The sequence below is a fragment of the Leucobacter sp. UCMA 4100 genome (assembly GCF_027853335.1).
Classification (GTDB): Bacteria; Actinomycetota; Actinomycetes; order Actinomycetales; family Microbacteriaceae; genus Leucobacter_A.
In genome coordinates, this window is the sequence record NZ_JAFEUS010000002.1 from 257,570 (window position 1) to 276,633 (window position 19,064).

At 60.8% G+C, this 19,064-nt stretch carries 15 protein-coding genes; 6 read left to right on the forward strand and 9 right to left on the reverse strand.

Annotated features, from left to right (window positions below; translation table 11 throughout):
* Nucleotides 1-521: 521 nt before the first annotated feature.
* The 3 genes from JSO19_RS01410 (at nt 522) to JSO19_RS01420 (ending at nt 4,085) form a co-directional block, all read left to right on the forward strand.
* On the forward strand, nt 522-710 hold the full coding sequence (locus tag JSO19_RS01410) for a hypothetical protein (protein ID WP_270909239.1): 189 nt from the start codon (nt 522-524) through the stop codon (nt 708-710).
* An 85-nt stretch (nt 711-795) separates the two neighbouring features.
* Nucleotides 796-2,415 (forward strand): ATP-dependent nuclease, encoded by a 1,620-nt coding sequence (locus JSO19_RS01415; protein WP_087008379.1) that lies wholly within the window; start codon nt 796-798, stop codon nt 2,413-2,415.
* On the forward strand, nt 2,412-4,085 hold the full coding sequence (locus JSO19_RS01420) for a UvrD-helicase domain-containing protein (protein ID WP_087008332.1): 1,674 nt from the start codon (nt 2,412-2,414) through the stop codon (nt 4,083-4,085). The genes JSO19_RS01415 and JSO19_RS01420 overlap by 4 nt, the downstream gene beginning before the upstream one ends.
* On the opposite strand, the gene JSO19_RS01425 is transcribed toward JSO19_RS01420, so the two are convergent.
* From JSO19_RS01425 to JSO19_RS01435, 3 genes are all read right to left on the reverse strand, one after another.
* On the reverse strand, nt 4,082-4,819 hold the full coding sequence (locus JSO19_RS01425; protein WP_270909243.1) for a magnesium chelatase domain-containing protein: 738 nt from the start codon (nt 4,817-4,819) through the stop codon (nt 4,082-4,084). The genes JSO19_RS01420 and JSO19_RS01425 overlap by 4 nt on opposite strands.
* Nucleotides 4,816-5,256: a YraN family protein gene (locus tag JSO19_RS01430; RefSeq protein WP_270909245.1), complete on the reverse strand. Its 441-nt coding sequence runs from the start codon at nt 5,254-5,256 to the stop codon at nt 4,816-4,818. Before JSO19_RS01430 ends, JSO19_RS01425 begins: the two co-directional genes overlap by 4 nt.
* 190 nt (nt 5,257-5,446) lie before the next feature.
* Complete coding sequence (locus JSO19_RS01435) at nt 5,447-5,770, reverse strand: DUF2469 family protein (protein ID WP_217131910.1); 324 nt, start codon at nt 5,768-5,770, stop codon at nt 5,447-5,449.
* A gap of 38 nt (nt 5,771-5,808) precedes the next feature.
* Between JSO19_RS01435 and JSO19_RS01440 the strand changes: the two genes are divergently transcribed.
* Both JSO19_RS01440 and JSO19_RS01445 read left to right on the forward strand, forming a co-directional pair.
* Nucleotides 5,809-7,146 (forward strand): nicotinate phosphoribosyltransferase, encoded by a 1,338-nt coding sequence (locus JSO19_RS01440; protein ID WP_270909248.1) that lies wholly within the window; start codon nt 5,809-5,811, stop codon nt 7,144-7,146.
* Between the two features lie 9 nt (nt 7,147-7,155).
* Nucleotides 7,156-7,422 carry a DUF3039 domain-containing protein gene (locus tag JSO19_RS01445; protein WP_270909250.1) on the forward strand — a complete coding sequence of 89 codons (267 nt, stop codon included), beginning with the start codon at nt 7,156-7,158 and terminating at the stop codon, nt 7,420-7,422.
* 76 nt (nt 7,423-7,498) lie between these two features.
* Here the strand turns inward: JSO19_RS01445 and JSO19_RS01450 are convergent, their stop codons facing one another.
* The 3 genes from JSO19_RS01450 to JSO19_RS01460 form a co-directional block, all read right to left on the reverse strand.
* Nucleotides 7,499-9,070: a hypothetical protein gene (locus JSO19_RS01450; protein ID WP_270909252.1), complete on the reverse strand. Its 1,572-nt coding sequence runs from the start codon at nt 9,068-9,070 to the stop codon at nt 7,499-7,501.
* Complete coding sequence (locus JSO19_RS01455; RefSeq protein ID WP_270909254.1) at nt 9,040-9,855, reverse strand: ABC transporter ATP-binding protein; 816 nt, start codon at nt 9,853-9,855, stop codon at nt 9,040-9,042. The genes JSO19_RS01450 and JSO19_RS01455 overlap by 31 nt, the downstream gene beginning before the upstream one ends.
* A gap of 238 nt (nt 9,856-10,093) precedes the next feature.
* On the reverse strand, nt 10,094-11,257 hold the full coding sequence (locus tag JSO19_RS01460; protein WP_270909256.1) for a CDP-glycerol glycerophosphotransferase family protein: 1,164 nt from the start codon (nt 11,255-11,257) through the stop codon (nt 10,094-10,096).
* A 149-nt stretch (nt 11,258-11,406) separates the two neighbouring features.
* Here JSO19_RS01460 and JSO19_RS01465 point away from each other — a divergent pair, with 149 nt between their 5' ends.
* The gene (locus JSO19_RS01465; protein WP_270909257.1) at nt 11,407-12,441 is read left to right on the forward strand and encodes a glycosyltransferase family 2 protein; all 1,035 of its coding nucleotides are present in this window, start codon (nt 11,407-11,409) and stop codon (nt 12,439-12,441) included.
* Nucleotides 12,442-12,446: 5 nt separating this feature from the next.
* On the opposite strand, the gene JSO19_RS01470 is transcribed toward JSO19_RS01465, so the two are convergent.
* The 3 genes from JSO19_RS01470 to JSO19_RS01480 all read right to left on the reverse strand — a co-directional run bounded on the left by JSO19_RS01470 (nt 12,447) and on the right by JSO19_RS01480 (nt 19,022).
* Nucleotides 12,447-14,828 (reverse strand): CDP-glycerol glycerophosphotransferase family protein, encoded by a 2,382-nt coding sequence (locus tag JSO19_RS01470; RefSeq protein ID WP_270909259.1) that lies wholly within the window; start codon nt 14,826-14,828, stop codon nt 12,447-12,449.
* A 28-nt stretch (nt 14,829-14,856) separates the two neighbouring features.
* Nucleotides 14,857-16,548 carry a S1C family serine protease gene (locus JSO19_RS01475; protein WP_270909261.1) on the reverse strand — a complete coding sequence of 564 codons (1,692 nt, stop codon included), beginning with the start codon at nt 16,546-16,548 and terminating at the stop codon, nt 14,857-14,859.
* Between the two features lie 86 nt (nt 16,549-16,634).
* Nucleotides 16,635-19,022: a hypothetical protein gene (locus tag JSO19_RS01480; protein ID WP_270909263.1), complete on the reverse strand. Its 2,388-nt coding sequence runs from the start codon at nt 19,020-19,022 to the stop codon at nt 16,635-16,637.
* Nucleotides 19,023-19,064 lie beyond the last annotated feature (42 nt).

The following is a 19,064-nucleotide window of genomic DNA, read 5'->3' on the forward strand; positions in this document are numbered from 1 at the left end:
AGGCTCTCCCCGGCGGCCTTCGACGTCGAGTCACATCGGCTCCGCCCGCCCTCAAACGATCAACTGCCGAGAGATCCGGCGCAACCTCGCTCATTCCCCTTCGAGTGAAAACGGTTGTCATCTGATCGCATCACACCAGCGAACGGGGCTGCCGCGGGAGCGCTTCGCTGGCTCCCTTGCCCTCGAAGAGGACGAGTCGCCACAGTGCGGGCTAGGTGACTGCTTGCTGCCCGCACTACATGAGCGGAGACAGGGCGAGCGAGGAGGGTCTGGATGGCCGGGGAGTCGGGAGTCATGCGTTCCCCGTGCCGGTCGGAATCCAGATCGACGACCAAACGGGGACTCTAGGCCAAATCACCCAAAGTCGTTACCGATTCGTTACCCGCGAACACCGTTCCGACCTGCTTCTCATCTAGTCATTTAAGAGTCGACACTTGGAGGGTCCGACATCGGATCGCATGGCGCGGTCTCCGCTGGCGACGCGCCCTGGCGTTCGGGCGGATGCAGACCACCAGTGTCGTGTGCCCGAGATGTGGAAGCGTCGAGTCAAGAAATCGGACGAAGAGCTCCGTGCCTTCATCGCCGAGGAGAATGAGCCTCAGTTCATCCGCGACGCCGTCGAGGCCGAGCGAGCCGTCTACGACGTCCTTCGTGTACTCCGGGATCTGCACCATCCGGGGGTCGGCGCACAGCGCGTCAGCGGATACTGAACCGTGAACGTCACGCATACTTCAGGATGAGTAGAAGAGTGTCGATCGAGGCAGAGGCTCGATCCAGAGCTGAAGGGAATTGACTTTGCGTCTCTCCAAAATCGCCATCTCCAATCACAGTCGGATCCAGGATCTTGGCCTCGACATCCGTCGGCACGCAGTCATCGTGGGCGCGAACGACGTCGGCAAGTCTTCGATCCTGCGGATGCTGAACCTGCTTCTAGGAACGAGCACCGCCGGCGTCTACCAAGCGCTGACTCCTGGCGACCTGAGGGACACTGAGCAACAGCTCGTCGTCAACGCCATGTGGACGGAATTCACGGACGAGAACCGTCGATGCTTCCCCTCCGAGATCAGCATCGCTGAGGACCTCACGAGTGAGTACCTCTGGGTGCAGATGGCGGTGGAGGCGGACCCCGAGGACGAAGAGTCCGTGACGATTCGTCGATGGTTTCCCGAGAGCGGCCACGAACGAGCGCCCAGCCGAGAGCAACTCGAGGCCTTTGGTTGGCGCTATCTGAAGGCGACCCGAGGAGCCTCGATGATGGAAGGTTCACGCAGCCCCGTCCGGACTCTCCTGGCAGCCGCGGACCTCGGCACCAACGAGGACAGCTTGAAGACGATCCTCGACCAGTTCAATGAAGAACTGGCGGGCAACGAATCCGTTGGAGAGCTCTTGGGCCGTGTCGCTGGTCATCTGAGCCGCGCGATGCCACGCGTCGTCGAGAAGGATGACTTCTCGGTCAGAAGCGTCACGGACCCATCTAGCGACGTGCTCCAGGACGTGTCGATCTTCCTCAACCGCGATGACGGACAGGTCTCCCTGACGGAGCAGTCGGACGGTGTGCGGCAGCTCATGTCGATGACGCTCTTCGACCTGGCGGAGGGAACAGCCAACGTCCTCGCGATCGATGAGCCGGAGATCCACCTTCATCCCACCAGCCAGAGGACGGCAGCGGACCTCTTGAGCGGTGAAGGGAACCAGAAGATCATCGTCACGCACTCGCCATACGTGCTCCACCGGTTCGAGCCTTCGGAGGTCATCGCGGTGGATCGACACGGAAAGTGTTGGCAGATCAGCGACACGAAGCTCTCGAAGGTCGAGAAAGTGCGAGCCCATTGGTGGTCGCCGCGTCTCTTAGAAGCGCTGACCGCTAGGTTCGTTGTCCTGGTCGAGGGCAACGCCGACCGGATCATCGTCGAGGCGGTGGCCAAGGAACTCGGCATCGATCTCGACCGGCTCGGCGCGGTCGTCGTGGAGCTCGACGGGGCCGACAAGTTCACGAACGTCTTCCCGCTGCTGGGGCCCGACGGCTTCGGCCCGACTCTGCTCGGCCTGGTGGACGAGAAGGAGAGCGGCAAGTGGATCGGCGCGTTCAAGGGCAAGCCTAAGCACATCATCGACAAGAAGATCTTCATATCCGACGCTGATCTCGAGGACGAGTACACACGAGCGCTCGGCGGCCCCTCCGCGGCGAAAGCGCTCATCGATGGTGGATTCTGCCGTGAACAAGGAATCCTGATGTCGGCTGAGTGTGACTCTGTCGATGCGATCACTCCTGAAGCGGTAGCCGTATTTTGCCGAGACAAGGGAAAGGTCGAGGCGGCAACCTGCATCGCTGACGTTCTGAATGCGGAGACTGCCGAGGAAATCGGAAGCGTGGCACGCCTCCTGCGTGTGCTGGACGACTTGAGCCAGCAGTGACGGCGTTCGAGCTCAGTGCGGAGCAACTTGCGGCCGCCACCTCCGCGAATGACCACCTGCTCATCATCGCCCCGCCCGGCTGCGGCAAGACCGAGGTTCTGGCACATCGGGCTGCTCACCAGCTCCAGCTTCTCGAGCCGAACCAGCGCGTGCTCGCCCTGACATTCACCAAGCGTGCCCGCGCGAACATGGAGGAGCGCCTGCGTTCAGTACTCGGGAACGCGCGGACTCGACGTCAGGTCGTCGTCCGCAACCTCCACGGCTTCGCTACACAGGTCATCCTTGCTCACGGCAGAACCATCGGCCTGACAATGGAGACGCTCGAGCTGCCGAAGACGCGCACGATGCGGCGCGCGATGGAAGCCGCGGGAGGCGGCGAGGAGATGTACGCCGCGGAGAAAGTCTTGGCCGAAGTCAAGCGCGGCCCGCTCTCGGATGCTGAGGTGCTGGAAGCACTACAAAGGCGGGACCGGGGCCAAGCTGTGGTGCTCGCCGAGAAGGTTGAGCGGTCGCGCCAATCGGCGAACCAGCTGCACTATGAGGACCTCCTCCGCCATGCGCAGCGTCTGCTTCGCATCCCAGCTGTCGCCCGTCTCTACCAGGCGCACTTCGGCGCGGTGCTCGTCGACGAGTTCCAGGACCTCTCATCGCAACAACTCGACCTGGCCATGCTGAGCTGCACGAACAGGCGGACCTTCGCTGGGGACCCCCTCCAGGGCATCTTCTCGTGGGCTGGAGCAGCACCCACCGAGGTCGAGGCTGAGCTTCGGCGCACCTGTGGCGAGCCGATCAGACTCCATGAGTCCTACCGCTCCTCGCCGAAGGTCCTCGAAACAGTCAACTCCATCAGCGAGCTCGTAGATCCTGGGTCCGCGTTGGTCGCCGCACGGCCAGACGAATGGCCCGACGGAGGTTGCTCTGGGGCCCTCGTGTTCCAGGACCGTGACGCAGAGGCCGACACACTGCTTCGTCTGGTCGGGTCCATCTTGGAGAAAGCGCCCGAGGCATCTGTCGGCATCATCATTCGGAGCAAGTGGCGAAACTCTGCGATCCATGGCGTGTTCGATCGCGAGATGCCGTATCCGGTCCGCCGTTGGGACCTTGCGGTTCACGATCCCGAGGTCGTGGCGCTCATCAAGGCCACTGTGGCGAGGCTGCCGCGCGGAGCCACGCTGGCTGAGGCGCGGCTCGCCGTTCTGGACTCCGTGGATCCAGCAGACGTCGACGCACGCGAGTTGATCGACGACGCGTTCGACGCACTTGGCCGGCGCGATGCGGGCACGGCCAGGGCGGCAGTGAAGGCGATCAGGACCGCCGATCCCAAAGCAGCAGTAGGCCCTGGCGTCCACCTGCTCAACGCGCACACCGGCAAGGGCCAGCAGTTCGACTGGGTTTTCGTCGTCGGACTTGAAGCTGGTCACCTGCCTGACAAGAGGAGCAGCGAGGGCGACTCTCTCCTTGAAGAGCAGCGAGTGCTGCTGGTCATGCTCTCGCGCGCCCGACACGGGTTGGTCGTGACCAGGTCGCGGATGAATGAGGGGCGCTACGGACCCTATGCCGCGAACCAGAGCCGCTGGTGGTCAGACATCCAGACACGGTGCACCTCGGCGGAAGAGATCGAAGCCCATCTCCTCATGCTCGAAGCTCCGACGCACCACGTAATCACTTAAGTGACTACGCCCGGAGGGCCAACAAAATGCACGTGATGCCGCCCTGCTGCAGCAATGGTGAGCGCCTCAATTGCGACCTGCTGACCGATCACCTCACTCATGTCGACGGCTCGGCGGTCATCATGGTTCAGCCCGTTCGTTTGGCCATCATGCACATGCGTCGCCTCAATCTGGAGGGCCGTTGCTTCGCCAGGAGACAGAGGCGTCGCATCGTCGATTTCACCACGATGCCATGTGACTGCGGCCGAAAGCGTCGCTACCCCGATCACGGTCATGCCGTTCACGAGTGATGCCTCTGCAGCCCCTTCGGCAGGAACCATTACGGCAGAGAACCCCGCCGTTTTCGCGGCAATCACCGCAGCCAGAAGGCCGCGTGGTCTTCGTACTGTGCCGTCAAGGCCAAGCTCACCGATATGCACGGTATTGGAAAGCCGCTCACTTCGCACGACCCCAGAAACAGCGAGCACTGCAAGCGCAATCGCGAGATCAAACCCCGAGCCATGCTTCGGGAGTTCTGCCGGCTGTAAATTGACAAGAATAAAACGGTCGCTGAGTTGCAGCCCCTGGGCAGCCGCCGCATGCCGAACGCGTTGCTTTGCCTCGCCGAGTGCAGCGTCAGGAAGCCCGACGATCGCGATGCCAGGCAGCCTGCGGGCAGATCCTGCTTCCACGGTCACGGGGGTACCATCGGTGCCGAGCAGCGCCATCGCAGCGACCTGCACCACGCCGCTCACGAGATACCCTCAACATGCTCGATTTTTGGTGGCTGCTGGCCGCGCAGCGTAATACCAATGCCGTCTACTCGACAGCTATGCCAGCCCTCGGGATGCGTTCGCAACCACTGTGCCAGTAACCGTCGAAGACGCATAGCCTTCAGATACGTGATCGCCTCGAGTGGAGGCCCATACCCTGTGCCACTGCGGGTTTTCACCTCAACCGCCACGGCGGTTCGACCTTGCAGCGCGATGATATCGATCTCGCCAGTCTTCACTCGCCAGTTTCGTTCAACGATGTCGTAGCCAAGCGATTCAAGGTAGCGACAAGCAATCGCCTCACCTCGCGCACCAATGGTCTGTGCCCGAGCCGGCTTTTGCGTTCCTGAAACAGCCCCTGCATATGGCAGGGACTGGGCTTTTTCTGAGTCTGTCTCTCGAACGATGTTGTGAGCCATGCGTTACCTCCGAGACCAGTCTCGGGGTCGGCGGGTGGCACAGCAGAGTTCTCAACAAAGGTGGGGCGACCATGCATACAAACATGACTGTGAACGAAGAACCAGACCTGAGATCGCTTCTGGATCCGCCACAAATGCACGGGTCTCGTTCACAACGAGACCCGTGCATTGCTACCGCTCCTTGGCGCGGTTAGTCTTCGACCTTCAGCTCGTTCGGCAGCTTAAACTCGCGTGCGTTCAGCTCTTCGACGTTCACATCTTTAAACGTCATCACCTTCACCGAGGTGACAAAGCGGTCGGCGCGAAAAACGTCCCACACCCACACGTCTTGCATCTGTACCTCGAAGTAAAAGTCGCTGCCCGCGTCTTGCCTCGTGACGTTAACCTCGTTCGCAAGGTAAAAACGGCGCTCTGTTTCAACAACATAGCGAAACTGGCTCACCACATCACGGTACTCGCGAAAGAGCGCGAGCTCGGCATCGCGTTCGTAATCGTCTAACTCATCGTCGTTCATCGTCTTCAATACTAGCCGGTGCGAGATAAGCTGGCACTGTGCATGATTCAGTCGCTCTTCTCACCGATCACTATGAACTCACCATGGTCGATGCCGCCCTGCGTGCTGGCACCGCCGACCGACAGTGTGTCTTCGAACTTTTCTCGCGCAGCCTCAAGGGCGCCAGGCGCTACGGCGTCGTTGCCGGCACCGGTCGCTTTCTTGAGCAACTCGCGAACTTTCGCTTTGGCGATGACGAACTCGAGTGGCTTCGTAGCCAGGGGTTCCTCTCGGCTCAGACCCTCGATTGGCTCGCGAATTATCGCTTCTCGGGCGACATCTGGGGCTACCCCGAAGGCGAAGTATTCTTTCCAGGCTCGCCCCTCTTAACCGTCGAGTCGACCTTCGCCGAGGGCGTTATGCTCGAGACCTTCGCGCTCAGTATCCTGAACCACGACTCAGCCATCGCAACCGCGGCCTCGCGCATGACGCAGGCTGCCGGCGGTAAACCGCTTGCTGAGATGGGTTCACGACGCACAAGCGAGTACGGGGCGGTTGCGGCGGCTCGCTCGGCGTACCTGGCGGGCTTCTCGGCGACATCGAACCTCGAAGCGGGTCGCACCTACGGCGTTCCGACCATGGGCACGGCCGCTCATTCATTCTCGCTGTTGCACGACACCGAACGCGAGGCTTTCGAGGCCCAGCTCGCGGCTCTCGGCACTGACACGACGCTCCTCGTCGACACCTACAACATCACCGAGGGCGTCGCGCTCGCGGTCGAAGTCGCGGGCACAGAGCTTGGCGCCGTTCGCATCGACTCGGGCGACCTGCCCATCGTCGTGCAGCAGGTACGCAAACAGCTTGACGCTCTCGGCGCGACAGGCACAAAGATCACGGTCACCAATGATCTCGATGAGTTCACGGTTGCAACCCTCGCGCACTCCCCCGTCGATTCATTCGGCGTCGGTACCTCAGTGGTCGTCGGCTCTGGTTCACCCACGATGGGCATGGTGTACAAGCTCGTCTCCCGGCAACAAGACGATGGATCATGGGTGCCGGTCGCTAAGGCCTCAACGGGCAAGCAGACGCTAGGAGGCAATAAACGTGCCTACCGTCTCATTGGGTCTGACGGCCGAGCGACCTCAGAACTGATCGTGGTGAGTGATGAGCCAGGAGAGGCTCCTGAAAACGAGCCCATCGCAGCGAGGCCAGTGATGAAGCATCTCGTTGTGAACGGCGAAGTGCAGCCAGAGTTCCTCGGGACGGAGGCGCTTGAAGCCGCTCGCGTACGACACCAGAGCGCCGTGAGCGAGCTCCCAGTCGTTGCGCTGAGCCTTACCAGGGGCGACCCCGCGATTCCCACGGTTTTCACCCAATCAAGCGACATTCAGGCGTAGAATACGATCATGGCAATTGGTTTTGGTTCTGATGTTCAAGGCGGCACCGGTCTTCTCGACCGCGAGCTCGAAGAGCTGCTGAAAGACGAGCAGCTTGAAGATGGCGACCATGAGCGCTTTTCTCACTACGTTCCCAAAGACAAAATCGTTGAGTCAGCGGTAACCGGCAAGCCCGTGCGCGCCCTATGCGGCAAAAAGTGGACCCCGAACCGCGACCCAGAAAAGTTTCCGGTCTGCCCCGACTGCAAGCGAATTTACGAGAAGATGCGCAAATAGCAAGCCGTCTTCAGAACAAACGTGAGAGGGCCCGTGGTGTTACGCCACGGGCCCTCTCACCTTTGAACGCTGTGTATTAATCGAACATCTGGGTAAACGCGAGTAGCTCAGAGCTGCGGCGGTTGTACACGAGCCCGCCGAGTGCGATGCCAGCAGCAAGCACCAGGCCACCGTAGACGAGCGACCCCACCAAAACCATGAGGCTCTGACCAAATCCAATCTCAGGGTTCGCGAAGATCACGAAGAACACCGGAGCGGTCAGCACTGCCGAACCGAGAAAGGCGAGCGTCTGCGCAAAACCAGCGCCTGCCCCCTGCCAAGCCGGCTGCACGAATGGGCTTTCGCCCGGGCGTGAGGTCGGATACGGGCTAAGGACTGAGACCACGCTCGAGAGGGCTGCACTCGTGCACAGAGCAACGAAGCCAAGCGCAATCACAGCCGGCGTCGCTTCCCAGTTGCCGAGCACGAGCACTGAGATGCTCGCACCGAGAATGAGCACGGGCACTCCGAGCACGAAGACCGGGATAAGACGCCCCAGACGATCTTGCGATCCTTTCACGCCGCTCGCAACGTGAATCCACAATGCCGTCGAATCGGTTGCAATGTCGTTGTGCACCATCCAGCCGACCATGATGAGCACGAGCGGCAACGGAATGAGCGCGAGGTGCGCGCCATCGACTCCAGCAAAGAGCAAAACGCCAACGACAAGCACCGGAATCACCGGAATCGCAACGAGCGAGACGAGATAGCGAGGGTCGCGCATCCAGTAGGTGAGCGACCTGGCGCCGATGCTCATGGCCGGCCCCTGACTGAAATATTCAAACCACCCGAGCGAAGAACTCATCGAGGCTCCGTGGGCTGGACGTTCAACGCGGGTCATGAGGCCCGTCGTGAGCGAAATGGTTCCGCCAATGGCTAGAGCGAGCATTGCGACGTGAATGCCGAGTTGCAGCACGATCGAGTCGATGCCTTCTGCCCCGGTGTGCAGAACTGCAAAAGCTGCACCGAACGGTGTCCAGCTAAAGCTTTGCGCGGTATCAGCGAGTTGCTTCGCACCTTCACCTCGCACAAGCGCCACTGTAAGCATGAGAACGAGCGGCAACACCGAAATGAGCGTTGCTACGCCGAGCCCCTTGCGCAGGAGCGAGAGCCGCTGCGAGTTGGCTGCAAGGTCGCCAAGCGCACCCCCGAAGACCCCGTAGACAGGAATTGAGACGAGAGCGACAACCAGCGAAAGAATCGAGAGCGCGTTCCACTCGAGCATGTCAACGCGCAACGCGACGAACGTGCCTACCCAGACGAGCGCTGCGAGACCGATCCACGTCACGGGTGCGGTCACGAGCAACGCGAGGGCAACGCGTGCTGGCGTCGCGGGATACTGCTGTAGCGCCCGACGGTCAATCGTGGCCGACGGCACAAAGAGCGGTATGAGAAAGGCCGCGAGAAGAATCAGAGACCCAAAGGCCACGTCGTAGCGACCAAGAACCTGAGCGTCATTTTGCGCGAAGAGAATCGGCGCTGCAGCGAGTGACGCCGCAAGCACGAGCAGCAGCAGTCTCGCGATAATCGCGCGCACAGCGTTTCGGGCCCCGCCGGTGAATGGGGCCGCGAGCAGGGCTACTCGGAGTCGTAAGATCCGTGCAACCATTCGAGCCCCCTCTCGGTCTCATTCTGCTGCGTGAGCTTCGCAAAACGCTCTTCGAGACTCATTCCGTCACGCACATCATCGACTGATCCCTGCGCAATAACATCGCCGTCGTTAATGACAACCACGTGGTCGCAAACACGCTGAATGAGGTCAAGGCTGTGACTCGACATGACCACGCTGCCGCCACCCTCAACGAACTTCTCGAGAATTTCGGTCACGTTTGCGGCTGATACCGGGTCAATCGTCTCGAAAGGCTCATCGAGAACAAGCAATTTTGGCGAGTGGATCATCGAGCAAGCCAGTGCGATCTTTTTCTGCATACCGGCCGAGTAACTCTGCACGGCGCGGCCGAGCGCACCTTCAAGGCCGAATGCCTGAGCAAGGTCATCAGCGCGGCTCGCAACGGTCTGCGAGTCAAGCCCTTGGAGCACGCCCGCGTAGTTCAAGAGCTGAGCACCGGTCAAACGATCAAACAGCCGAAGTCGGTCAGGCAACGAGCCGATGAGCCGCTTTGCTGCCGGGCCGTCCTTCCAAACGTTGACGTCGCCAACGAGCACGCGCCCGCTCGTGGGCCTGTTCAGCCCACTGATCATCGACAGGGTCGTGGTCTTGCCTGCGCCGTTCGGCCCGACAACGCCAACGAACGACCCTTCGCGAGCCTCAATCGAAATATTATTTGCCGCGACAAGATTGCCGTATACCTTCGTGAGCATCTGCGTTTGCAGGACGAGAGGCCGCTGCGATGCGGCCTTCCCGCGCTCACGGGCACGGACAATAGAGGGCACCGGTATATGACGTTCGGCCCTCGCCTCAGCCGTGGCACTCGGTGCTGTCTCTTCAGGTTCTAGTTGCTCTTCTTGCACGGCCGCCACTTCGTTACTCGCCAGGTGATCATACGAATGCACACCCCACTGACGCCCCTCTGCCCGAGAGGCAGCGCACGCTTTACCTGGTTCTCTCACCAGGCACCCCGCGGATGCACCCCTCTAACGTATCAAAAACTTGGGCGACTAGCGTGTGAACTTACCCGTTTTGTTCACCCTGTCGTTGCTTCATTTCAGCTTCGGTGTCGTACCAGCGTTGCATGAGGGTTTCGATTGCCTCACTAAACCGTCGACTCGGCTCGCCCTGGCGAATGTCACCGAAGTAATGTTCGGCCCAAAACGCGAGCTTTTCCTGCGTTGAATCGTCGTGCAGAACCCGCTCAACCTCGGCTATGACGTTGCCTGCACGCTCGGTCGAGAGCCACTCGCACGCCTGCAGGTAGCCGAGCTCATCAATAATCGCCTCGCTCGACGCTGGCCTCGTCACGATAACCGGCTTGCCAACAGCAAGGCGGTCATAGATCATCGCCGAAATATCGCAGATTGCGACATCGCTCTGCGCAAGCTGCCAGTTGATCGCACCCGACTGGTCATAGACGTGGTGCGCGTTCTCATCGGCCTGGTTCGCGGCCTCGATCGCGCGCACGATGCGCCGGTGCGCCGCACCGTATTCATCGTTCACAACGCCCGAACGCGGGTGCGGGCGATACACAAGCCTGTGCTGCTTCGATTCGAGCAGTTGGGCGACGAGCGCTTCGCCATGGCTGATGATTGAGCCGTAAGCCGCGCTCGGGCGATCGCCCTCCCACGTGGGGGCATAGAGCACAACTGTCCGGTTATCGTTCGGGTACGGGGCCGATCCGCTCATGTAATCGGCCTGTGGACGGCCAATCTCAAATGTTCTTGCCGCAACGTCATAGCCCCAAACGTTATGCCGCAGACGGTCATGCGCCGCCTGACCAGCGATGAAGGCGTAATCGTATGCCTTAATCTGGTTCGTCGTCATGTACATCTTGTCGCTCTCGCCGTGGTTAATAAACACGTGCCAGCGAGAGCCGTACCTGAGCATTTGGAAGTTCTTCGTGTTCTGGTTAACGTACAGAACGATACGGAGCGGGTGCCGGTCAATGACCTGCTCGAGATGCTTCACCTTCGGCGCAAAGACGACGTGCAAGCCGCTCTCGCGGCGAAGCAGCTCTGCACCCTCAATATTGCGAGCAAGAACAACGACGGGCCAGCGCTTTTGCAACTCCTGTAGTGGCTCATACCACTGGCGCATCTGGTAAGCATTCACGTGCGAGTCACTGAAATAGACCGCAATTTCAAAGGTGCCTGCAGCGGGGCGCTCGCCCCCCTGTTGCATCTGACGAAAAGAAGCGTAAGCACGCCTTCTTCGCAAAACCGTTCGGGCAAGGCTCGCGGCCTTCCGAGTGTCCTTAATGAGATTCACCCCAATACTGTACCCCGGCCACAGTGGCCGAACCTCAAGGAAGCTATGACACACTAGCTCCTGTGATTAAAGCGTTACCAGCCGTGAGCTATGTCATGCCCGTATTGAACGAGGCAGGCCACCTTCGAGCAGCGGTCATGGCGGTTCTCGCACAGGAATACGCGGGCGAACAAGAGATCGTTCTCGCGCTTGGCCCATCGACCGATGAGACGAACCGCATTGCGCACGAGCTCGCCTCAGCCGATGGGCGGGTGCGACTCGTCAACAACCCAGAACGCGACATTCCCATCGGGCTCAACCTCGCGATCGAGGCCGCACACCATCCCGTCATCATCAGGGTCGATGCCCACTCAGAGCTCTCGCCTGGCTATACCGAGCGCGCGGTCGAGCTCCTGACCGCAACCGGAGCCGCAAACGTTGGTGGGCGCATGCAAGCTGACGGCACCGGGCATGTGCAGCGAGCCATCGCCGGCGGCTACAACAGCCCCATCGGGCTCGGCGGCGGCACCTATCACTTCAGTGAGGAGCCGCACGAGGCCGAGTCAGCCTACCTCGGCGTGTTCCCGCGAACGACCTTCGACCTCGTGGGCGGCTTTGATCCACTCATTCGCCGCGGCGAAGACTGGGAGTTTAACCTCAGAGTCCGCAAGGCCGGAGGCACCGTCTGGTTTGATCCCGAGCTACAGGTCACCTATTGGCCCCGGTCGAGCTTCTCGGCCCTCACGCAGCAGTTTTTTGCAACCGGCACCTGGCGAGCGAAGCTCGTTAGAATGTACGGTGGCGAAAACCCCTGGCGGTTCTTTGTGCCAGGCGCCTACGTCTTGGCACTCGTCGCGGCGCTCACCACAGCGGTGCTGCACGTCTGCGGAGTCATCGCTCCCAACGCGTGGTGGCCCTGGGTCCTGTACGCCGCGCCTGTGGCCCACGCTGGGCTCTCACTCTTCGCTGGCGCCAAAATGCCAGAGACGAAGGGGCTGCGCGGCACCTTACTCGGTGCCCTCGCGATTACCATCATGCACGTGGCCTGGGGCACTGGATTCTTGCGTGGTTTCGTGTTTGGGTCGAGCAAAACGCTCGACCGCTCACGCGCGAACTAACCCGCTTACGCTACCGAGCTCCCAGTTGGAATCGCCTCGGCGTTCTCGAGCCAATCTACGACGCGGGCCGACGCTCGGCCGTCGTCCTGCGGGTTAAAACGTTCGGCAAAGCGCTTGGCCTGGGCACGGTTTTGCGCGATCCACGCAGCCTGGTTTCCATCACGCTCGTAGGCGCGCAGCAGCTCAAGCATTTCGTGCTGTGTGGTCACAAGTGGCCCGGGGGCACACTCTTCAAGAGCGAGTGTGAAGCCGCGCTCAGACCCGAGATACGCTTCGCGGTCAGCGACGAACAACAACGTCGCAACGCTCGCGACCGAGGCATCAAACATGAGCGACGAGTAGTCGGTCACGAACACGTCGGCAGCGAGCAGCAAATCGTTCACATCGGCGACACGGGTGACATCGATCACACGGGCCCCTGAATAACCCGACTGACCCATCTCACGGCTGTGCCCTCGCGCGAGAATCGTCCACTCGCTCCCGAGCTGATCTGCAAGCAGTGCCACGTCTAAGGTGTCTGCCATCGCACGACTGTGTTCACGCCATGTTGGGGCGTAGAACAACACCTTCGAGACTGCACCAAGCCCCAGCCGCTGGCGGGCCGATGATTGCGCAGAGAGCAATCGTTCTCCATGGTGCTCGGCAAGCGCGAGTCGGTCGTTTCTCGGGTACCCGGCTTCGATGACGGGCCCCCGAAACGCGTAGCTTCGTTTGAGGGTCTCGGTTGCGTGAGGGTTCTGCGAGAGCAACGCGCTCCAGCGTTTACTCTCTCGGCGCACCGCGAGGCGTGTGCGAAGAGACTGTCCTGAACGGTCAAGCGCAAGCTTCTTGAGCGGGGTGCCGTGCCAGGTTTGCAAAACGAACTGTCCCTTGCGGGGCGTGAAGTCGAAGCGCAGCCAGTCATTGACCACGAGCAGTTTTGCGTGGCGACGGGCCGCGTGCCATTCAGGGCTACCGACAAGCAACGCGACTGCGCCATGAGGAACCTGAACTCCCTCGTTCGCAACGCTCCAGTATCTGGTGAGCGCCGGGTAACGCTTTGCGAGTTCCGCATCGATCGCAAAGGGGTTGCACGTCGCGAGCGAGCCGTAAAAGCTCTCGAAGAAAACACCGTTCTCGGTGTCAATGTTCAGCGTTGGCTCATGCAACACCTGGACGTAGTCGAGTACTCGTGATGCAGAGCGCCCGTCACGAAACTCGTGGAACCTCGCGGCAAGGCGCTGGGTGCGTAAGACCGCCGCACGCTGGGCCCCGGGATTGCCGGCAAGCGCACTGTCGAGCCGTCCGAGCGCTCCCTGCCACGAAACGGCGAAGTGGCCTTCTGTCGTCACTTCGTAGGGTTCGTAAAGCCCGCGCGTGCGGGTGTAGTTGTCGAGGTCTGGGGCGAACCAGACGATAGGACGACCGGTGAGTGAGAAGTCAAGCGCGATCGATGAGTAGTCGGTCATGAGGGCGTCAAAAAGACCGAGCAAGGGAGTGATCTCAGTGCATACGTCGCTACCTACGAGCGTGATGTTTTCACCAACGAGGTGTTCGTAGTCGCCCTGCCCAAGCGGGTGTGAACGAACGAAGAGTTGCACATTCGCGGTGCTGGCCCAGGCCGCCACTGAGGCTGACTCTTCTGGCGTTGGAATACCCGCTGTCAGCTCGCCGTCACGCCAGGTCGGCGCGTAAAGCACCCAGCGGCGTGACGCCTGTGCCTCGCTCAGCTGGAGTGCTTCAATGAGCCCGAGCCGTTTGCGTGCCGCTGCGGCCGGGTCTGCGATATTGCGCGTGAGTTCGTCAAGCCTCGCATCGCCCAGCACCTGCACGATGCCCGGTTGAACCCGAAAAGCCGATCGCAGCCGCTGCGCAGCGATTAGAGAACCAGCGGCATAGACGTCAACCTGGCTCGCGCCTTTTCGGTACATAAACCCGAGCAGGCGTTTGATTGCTCGGCCTCCCGCGACCTCGGTTGTTACCCGTGAGTCGAGGTGAAGCTTTTTGAGTGGTGCGCCATGCCAGAGGTTCACAACGGTGGCGCCGAAGAGCCCGAATCGGTGTGCATCGCCGAGTCCATGGGTGACAACGATCGTGCCCGCACGAAGCGTCGCCCAGAACCCTGCCCAGGAACGCTTCTGCTTCGATTCGAACCCGAATGCTTCAGCCTCGGCCGCTTGCTCGGGAGTCTCAGCCAGCCAGATGATGAGTGCATCACCATCACGCTTCTGCAGCTCTTTCGCAACGGCAAGGGCACCCTCGCCAACCCCAATGCCGCTCCCGAACACCCACTGGTTCCTGAGTCGCTTAACGAATAGCGACAGCAGGAACCCGAGGGCGTAACCGGGAATCGACAGGAGCTTCGCGAGGTTGCCCCGCCGAAAGCGAAAAGATGTCTGAGTGCTCACTGCTCCAAGCGTAGTCGTTCTCGTTCGATTACGGGGTCATCGTACCGAGCGTAACCGTCTCGGTTTGCGTTTTCCCGTCGCGGTTGAGCGTCACTTCAACGTCGGAGCCGCCTTCGTAGAAGCGGATCATCGCTGAAACTGATGTCCCGTCGCCCGTCGCAACCCCGTCGATAGCCGTGATGATGTCACCAGAGCGAATACCAGCCTTCTCAGCAGCGCTGCCCTTCACCACATCTTGCACAAGGCCACCGCGCTGCGTCGCTGCTGCACTCGCACGAGCGTCGAGCACCGTCGCGCCAAGCAAACCGTGCGTCGGAGCTTCATCATCGATAATCGCGCTTGCGACACGATCGACGAGTTTCACCGGAATCGCGAAGCCAAGGCCAACGCTGCCAGCCTGGCCTTCTTCTTGGCCGGTTGAGGCAATAGCAACGTTGATGCCGATGAGCTCTCCCGCCGCGTTAAGCAGCGGACCACCCGAATTACCGGGGTTGATTGAGGCATCAGTCTGAATCACGGGAAGCGTCACTTGGCCGCCACCGCCGCTCTGCTCTTTCTTGCCTGGCGCATCGAAACGGAACTCGTATGGGTTCTCTTCCTGTGGATCCTGCCCTTCGCCGCCGTCATTGGGAATCAACGGGCTGCCCACCGAGATACCTCGGTTGAGCGTGCTCACAACACCGCTCGTCACGGTGTTGCTGAGGTTGAAGGGGGCACCAATAGCGACGGTCAGATCGCCCACCGCGAGCTCATCTTCGGCGATCGTGATGGGAGTGAGCCCCTCAGCCTCGACCTTGATGACGGCAACGTCAGCATACGGGTCGGTGCCAACAATCGTGCCGTCGAGCATGCGCCCGTCACTCAGCATGACGCGTACCTGGGTATCAGCGAACGACGAACCATCGATCGTAACCACGTGGGCATTCGTCACGATGTAGCCGTCTTCTGAGTAGATAACGCCCGAACCTGTGCCTGAACCAGCTCGGCTTGAGACATCAATGGTGACTGTGCTGGGCGTTGCAACCTGCGCGATCGCCGAAACCTGCGTTGAAGCTTCAGGGTTCGCAATCGTAATCTCTGACGAGCCTTTGGGATCGGCCGCAATATCACCACGATTTTCAAGCACGATTGCGGCGGTCGCTCCACCAGCGATGGCGCCAATGATTGCACCGATCGCGATTCCAGCAATGAGACCCGACGAACGCTTTGAATGCTGTTTTCGTGGCTCTTTGCCCGATGAGAGCCCAAAGCTGTCGCCTCCTCCTGGAGGCGGTGGTGTCAGGCCACCGTGCTGTAGCGGTGGCAACACCGAGGTCGCCTGTTGTCCAGCCGTCAAGGCCTCACTCGTTGCGGCATGCGACGTTCCGCCAAGGTTGTGCGGAACCTGCCGCGCTTCCTGATGCGGCTGTGGATCGGCTGCTCCCTGCCCTCCAGGAGCAGGAGATGGTGCTTGCGTTGACGCCGCCGGCACAGAAGGCGATGGTGTTATCGGCGCCGGGGAGTGCGCCGCAGCTGGGCTCGGGGTCACCGTTGGCGCCTCGGGAGCAGGCTGCGACCGCTGAGGCACCTCAGGGGCACCGTTTTCGCGCTGAACAGCCGTCTCAGCATTGGGGCTGATCTCAGCCTCGCGAGGCTCGGCCTGAGACCCGGTGGGCACCCCATTATGAGGGGCGCCCACCGGGTTCTCGGGCTGCTGGTTTGCACCGGTTGGTTCGTTCATGCGTTTTCCCTTCTCGATGGCTCCAGAATGCACACCGATGCTATGAGTCAGCCGAACGCCTCCTGCAAGAACGGTTAACCCGATCGTTATTTCTTGGTACGGGCCCGCATCAAGATACCCGTGCACATGAGCAGAATTCCGCCGATACCAATCATGCCGGCGGTGTTTGGAGCTCCGGTTGCGGCGAGCGCCCCGCCTCGTGGCTCGGGATGCTCTGGGCTTGTGGGTTTATCGGGTTGAGGCACGATCTGTGTCGTCTCATTCGCGATACCGCACTCCCCCTCGTGCACGATCACTCGTTCGAGCGTTAGAGGATCAACCGCGGTGAGCCGCTCTACCCAGTGCACCGTGCCTACCGAACCAGCAAAAATGTCTTCGCTTCGATGTTCGCCCTCGTTCTTGATGAGCATTGCTGGGGTAACCGCGACCGGTTGCGCAAGACAGCGCTCACGGTCGCTGAGCGCACTGAGGTCAGCCTGCGTCCAGGTCTGCCCCGTTGGCTTCCAGTCGTCGTCGTACCGAGGCTGACCCGCTTCTGGCGCAAGGTAGGCGGTGAAGGTTAGCTCAGCTTCGTTCGGCACGGGGCCCTCGATGATTGCCACATCGTGCAGCGTTTCGCCTTCAACCGATTCTTTCTGAGCTTTCGTCGTGACTTGTGGCGGCACGACTTCCGCGGTCTCGGCGGGAACCCCATAGTCGTCACACCACTCGCGCACGACCCCGCGCTGCGCCTCAGCCTGGTCGTCTTTGTAGACACACCACTGCATGGTGACGAATCCTGTGGCGTCGAGGGGAACCGGGACCGCTTCACTCTCGTAAATGCCGTCTTCGGTTACGGTGAGTCGTGTCTCGGCAATCTGCACGGCGTCTTCGGGAGCTTGCGCGCTTCGCTCTGGGCGTTCCTTCGAGTGAAAGAGTGTGCCCCTCAGAACAACGGGCACCTGTGTTCCAGTGTTATTTTTCAACCACCCGCCATACTGTTCTGCGGTCACAGCGACGTCATCTTTCACGCTCCACCCAAGTCCGAGTGTGCCCTCAAGAAGCCTCGTCGCAAGCGTGAGGCGCTGTTGCACAAGGTGGGTCTCTGCAGCTATGCCGAAGCTATCGCGAACGGGAAATACCTCTCGCTTCAGTGATGACACTCCGGTGCGTTCGGGGTTCGTCACGGCAGTGGGTTGTTGTTTCCAGTCGAAACCCCACACCCAGGTGTAGTAGCCAGTAGCGACGGCTACAGTGTCTGCTTTCGCCTCATAGGTTCCAGGACCATCGGTGATTTCTAGCGTTGCCGTCCCTGCCACTGGAGTTCCTTTCGGCACGTCGGCACTCGGGTGCTCGCTGGGGTCGCTTTCGAGTGGTCCATAGAGCGTACCGTGAGCGGTGAGCGGCATAAAGGCCCCGGCTTGGTCGGTTGCCCACGGATCAAATTGTTCGTCAGCCGCCACCGTCACGCTGTCGTGAAAGCTCCCTCCAACCGGAACGATGCGTTCATGCACGCGCGTTGAGAGCGTCGGCGCCCACTGGTGCTTGACCGCTACCGTCGCCTTCTGTGTTCCCGTTCGTTCCATGCCACGTGTCTTGCCCGTTGGGGTCACGACTCGTTGTTCTCCGGGAGCCGTCGGCTCGTATAGGTTGAGGTCTGCTCGCCACCCGTCCCTGCCCGTCTTCCAAGTAATCTTTGCTTCAACATCAAACGACGCATCCCATCCTTTCGGCCGCACCGTTTCGATCGCGAGCTTGCCGCCCTTGGTCGCATCGACTTCTCGTGCCGCTTGCTTGGTGTCGACAAACACCGCGTTCTTGAGCTCGATACGCGTTGTTCCCGCGAAGAACTCAACGGTGCCGGCTCGGTGACCGTCGACGGTAATGACCGGTGCTTTGACCTCGGCGCCTTCGACGGGCGCGATCGCATTCTGTTTCGCTTCGGCGACCATAGCTTTTGCGCGATCCACGATCGCTCCGTAGCCTTTCTTCGCAAGTGCCACATGGAGGGCTTCGTTATAGCCGATGTTGTCACCGCGCACCAGGAACATTGCAAGCGCGACGGCCGTTCCCTGAGCTTCGTCATTCGTCGTGCCCCACTTCGTCATGAGGTAGTTCATTTGACGCATCACCGAAGCATCGGTCACCGCCGGCATGTGCAATTCTTTTCCGCCCATACCGAGGGGCCCTCCCATGGCAAGATCACCACCAAACGAAGGCAGCTGGTCGACCCTGCTCACTGGTTGCTGCGGGTTCCATGGTTCGCGCACCTTAATCTCGACGCAATAGGCCTGTTCGCCGGAAGCCAATTGGAACGACCCGAGGTACCCGAGGTCGCCATATTCCTGCCCAGTTCCCTTTGATGCCGCAAAGGCTGGTTGCCCTTGTAACGACCACCAGCCCCCAAACACGACCGAGGCAAGCAGTAAGAGCGCAAGCCCCACCCCGACTCTTCGCCCGTGCGGTCGCCGCACCTGATTCGCAGATTCACTCATGTGTTCCTTTCCTGCGCAGTTTTTCCACGCAGCACCAGAATG

Excerpts from the sequence above, each read along its gene's own strand:
- JSO19_RS01430 (WP_270909245.1), bottom strand. The coding sequence starts at position 5,256 with ATGGCTCACAACATCGTTCGAGAGACAGACTCAGAAAAAGCCCAGTCC.
- JSO19_RS01435 (WP_217131910.1), bottom strand. The coding sequence starts at position 5,770 with ATGAACGACGATGAGTTAGACGATTACGAACGCGATGCCGAGCTCGCG.
- JSO19_RS01445 (WP_270909250.1), top strand. The coding sequence starts at position 7,156 with ATGGCAATTGGTTTTGGTTCTGATGTTCAAGGCGGCACCGGTCTTCTC.
- JSO19_RS01450 (WP_270909252.1), bottom strand. The coding sequence starts at position 9,070 with ATGGTTGCACGGATCTTACGACTCCGAGTAGCCCTGCTCGCGGCCCCA.
- JSO19_RS01460 (WP_270909256.1), bottom strand. The coding sequence starts at position 11,257 with ATGCAACAGGGGGGCGAGCGCCCCGCTGCAGGCACCTTTGAAATTGCG.
- JSO19_RS01475 (WP_270909261.1), bottom strand. The coding sequence starts at position 16,548 with ATGAACGAACCAACCGGTGCAAACCAGCAGCCCGAGAACCCGGTGGGC.
- JSO19_RS01480 (WP_270909263.1), bottom strand. The coding sequence starts at position 19,022 with ATGAGTGAATCTGCGAATCAGGTGCGGCGACCGCACGGGCGAAGAGTC.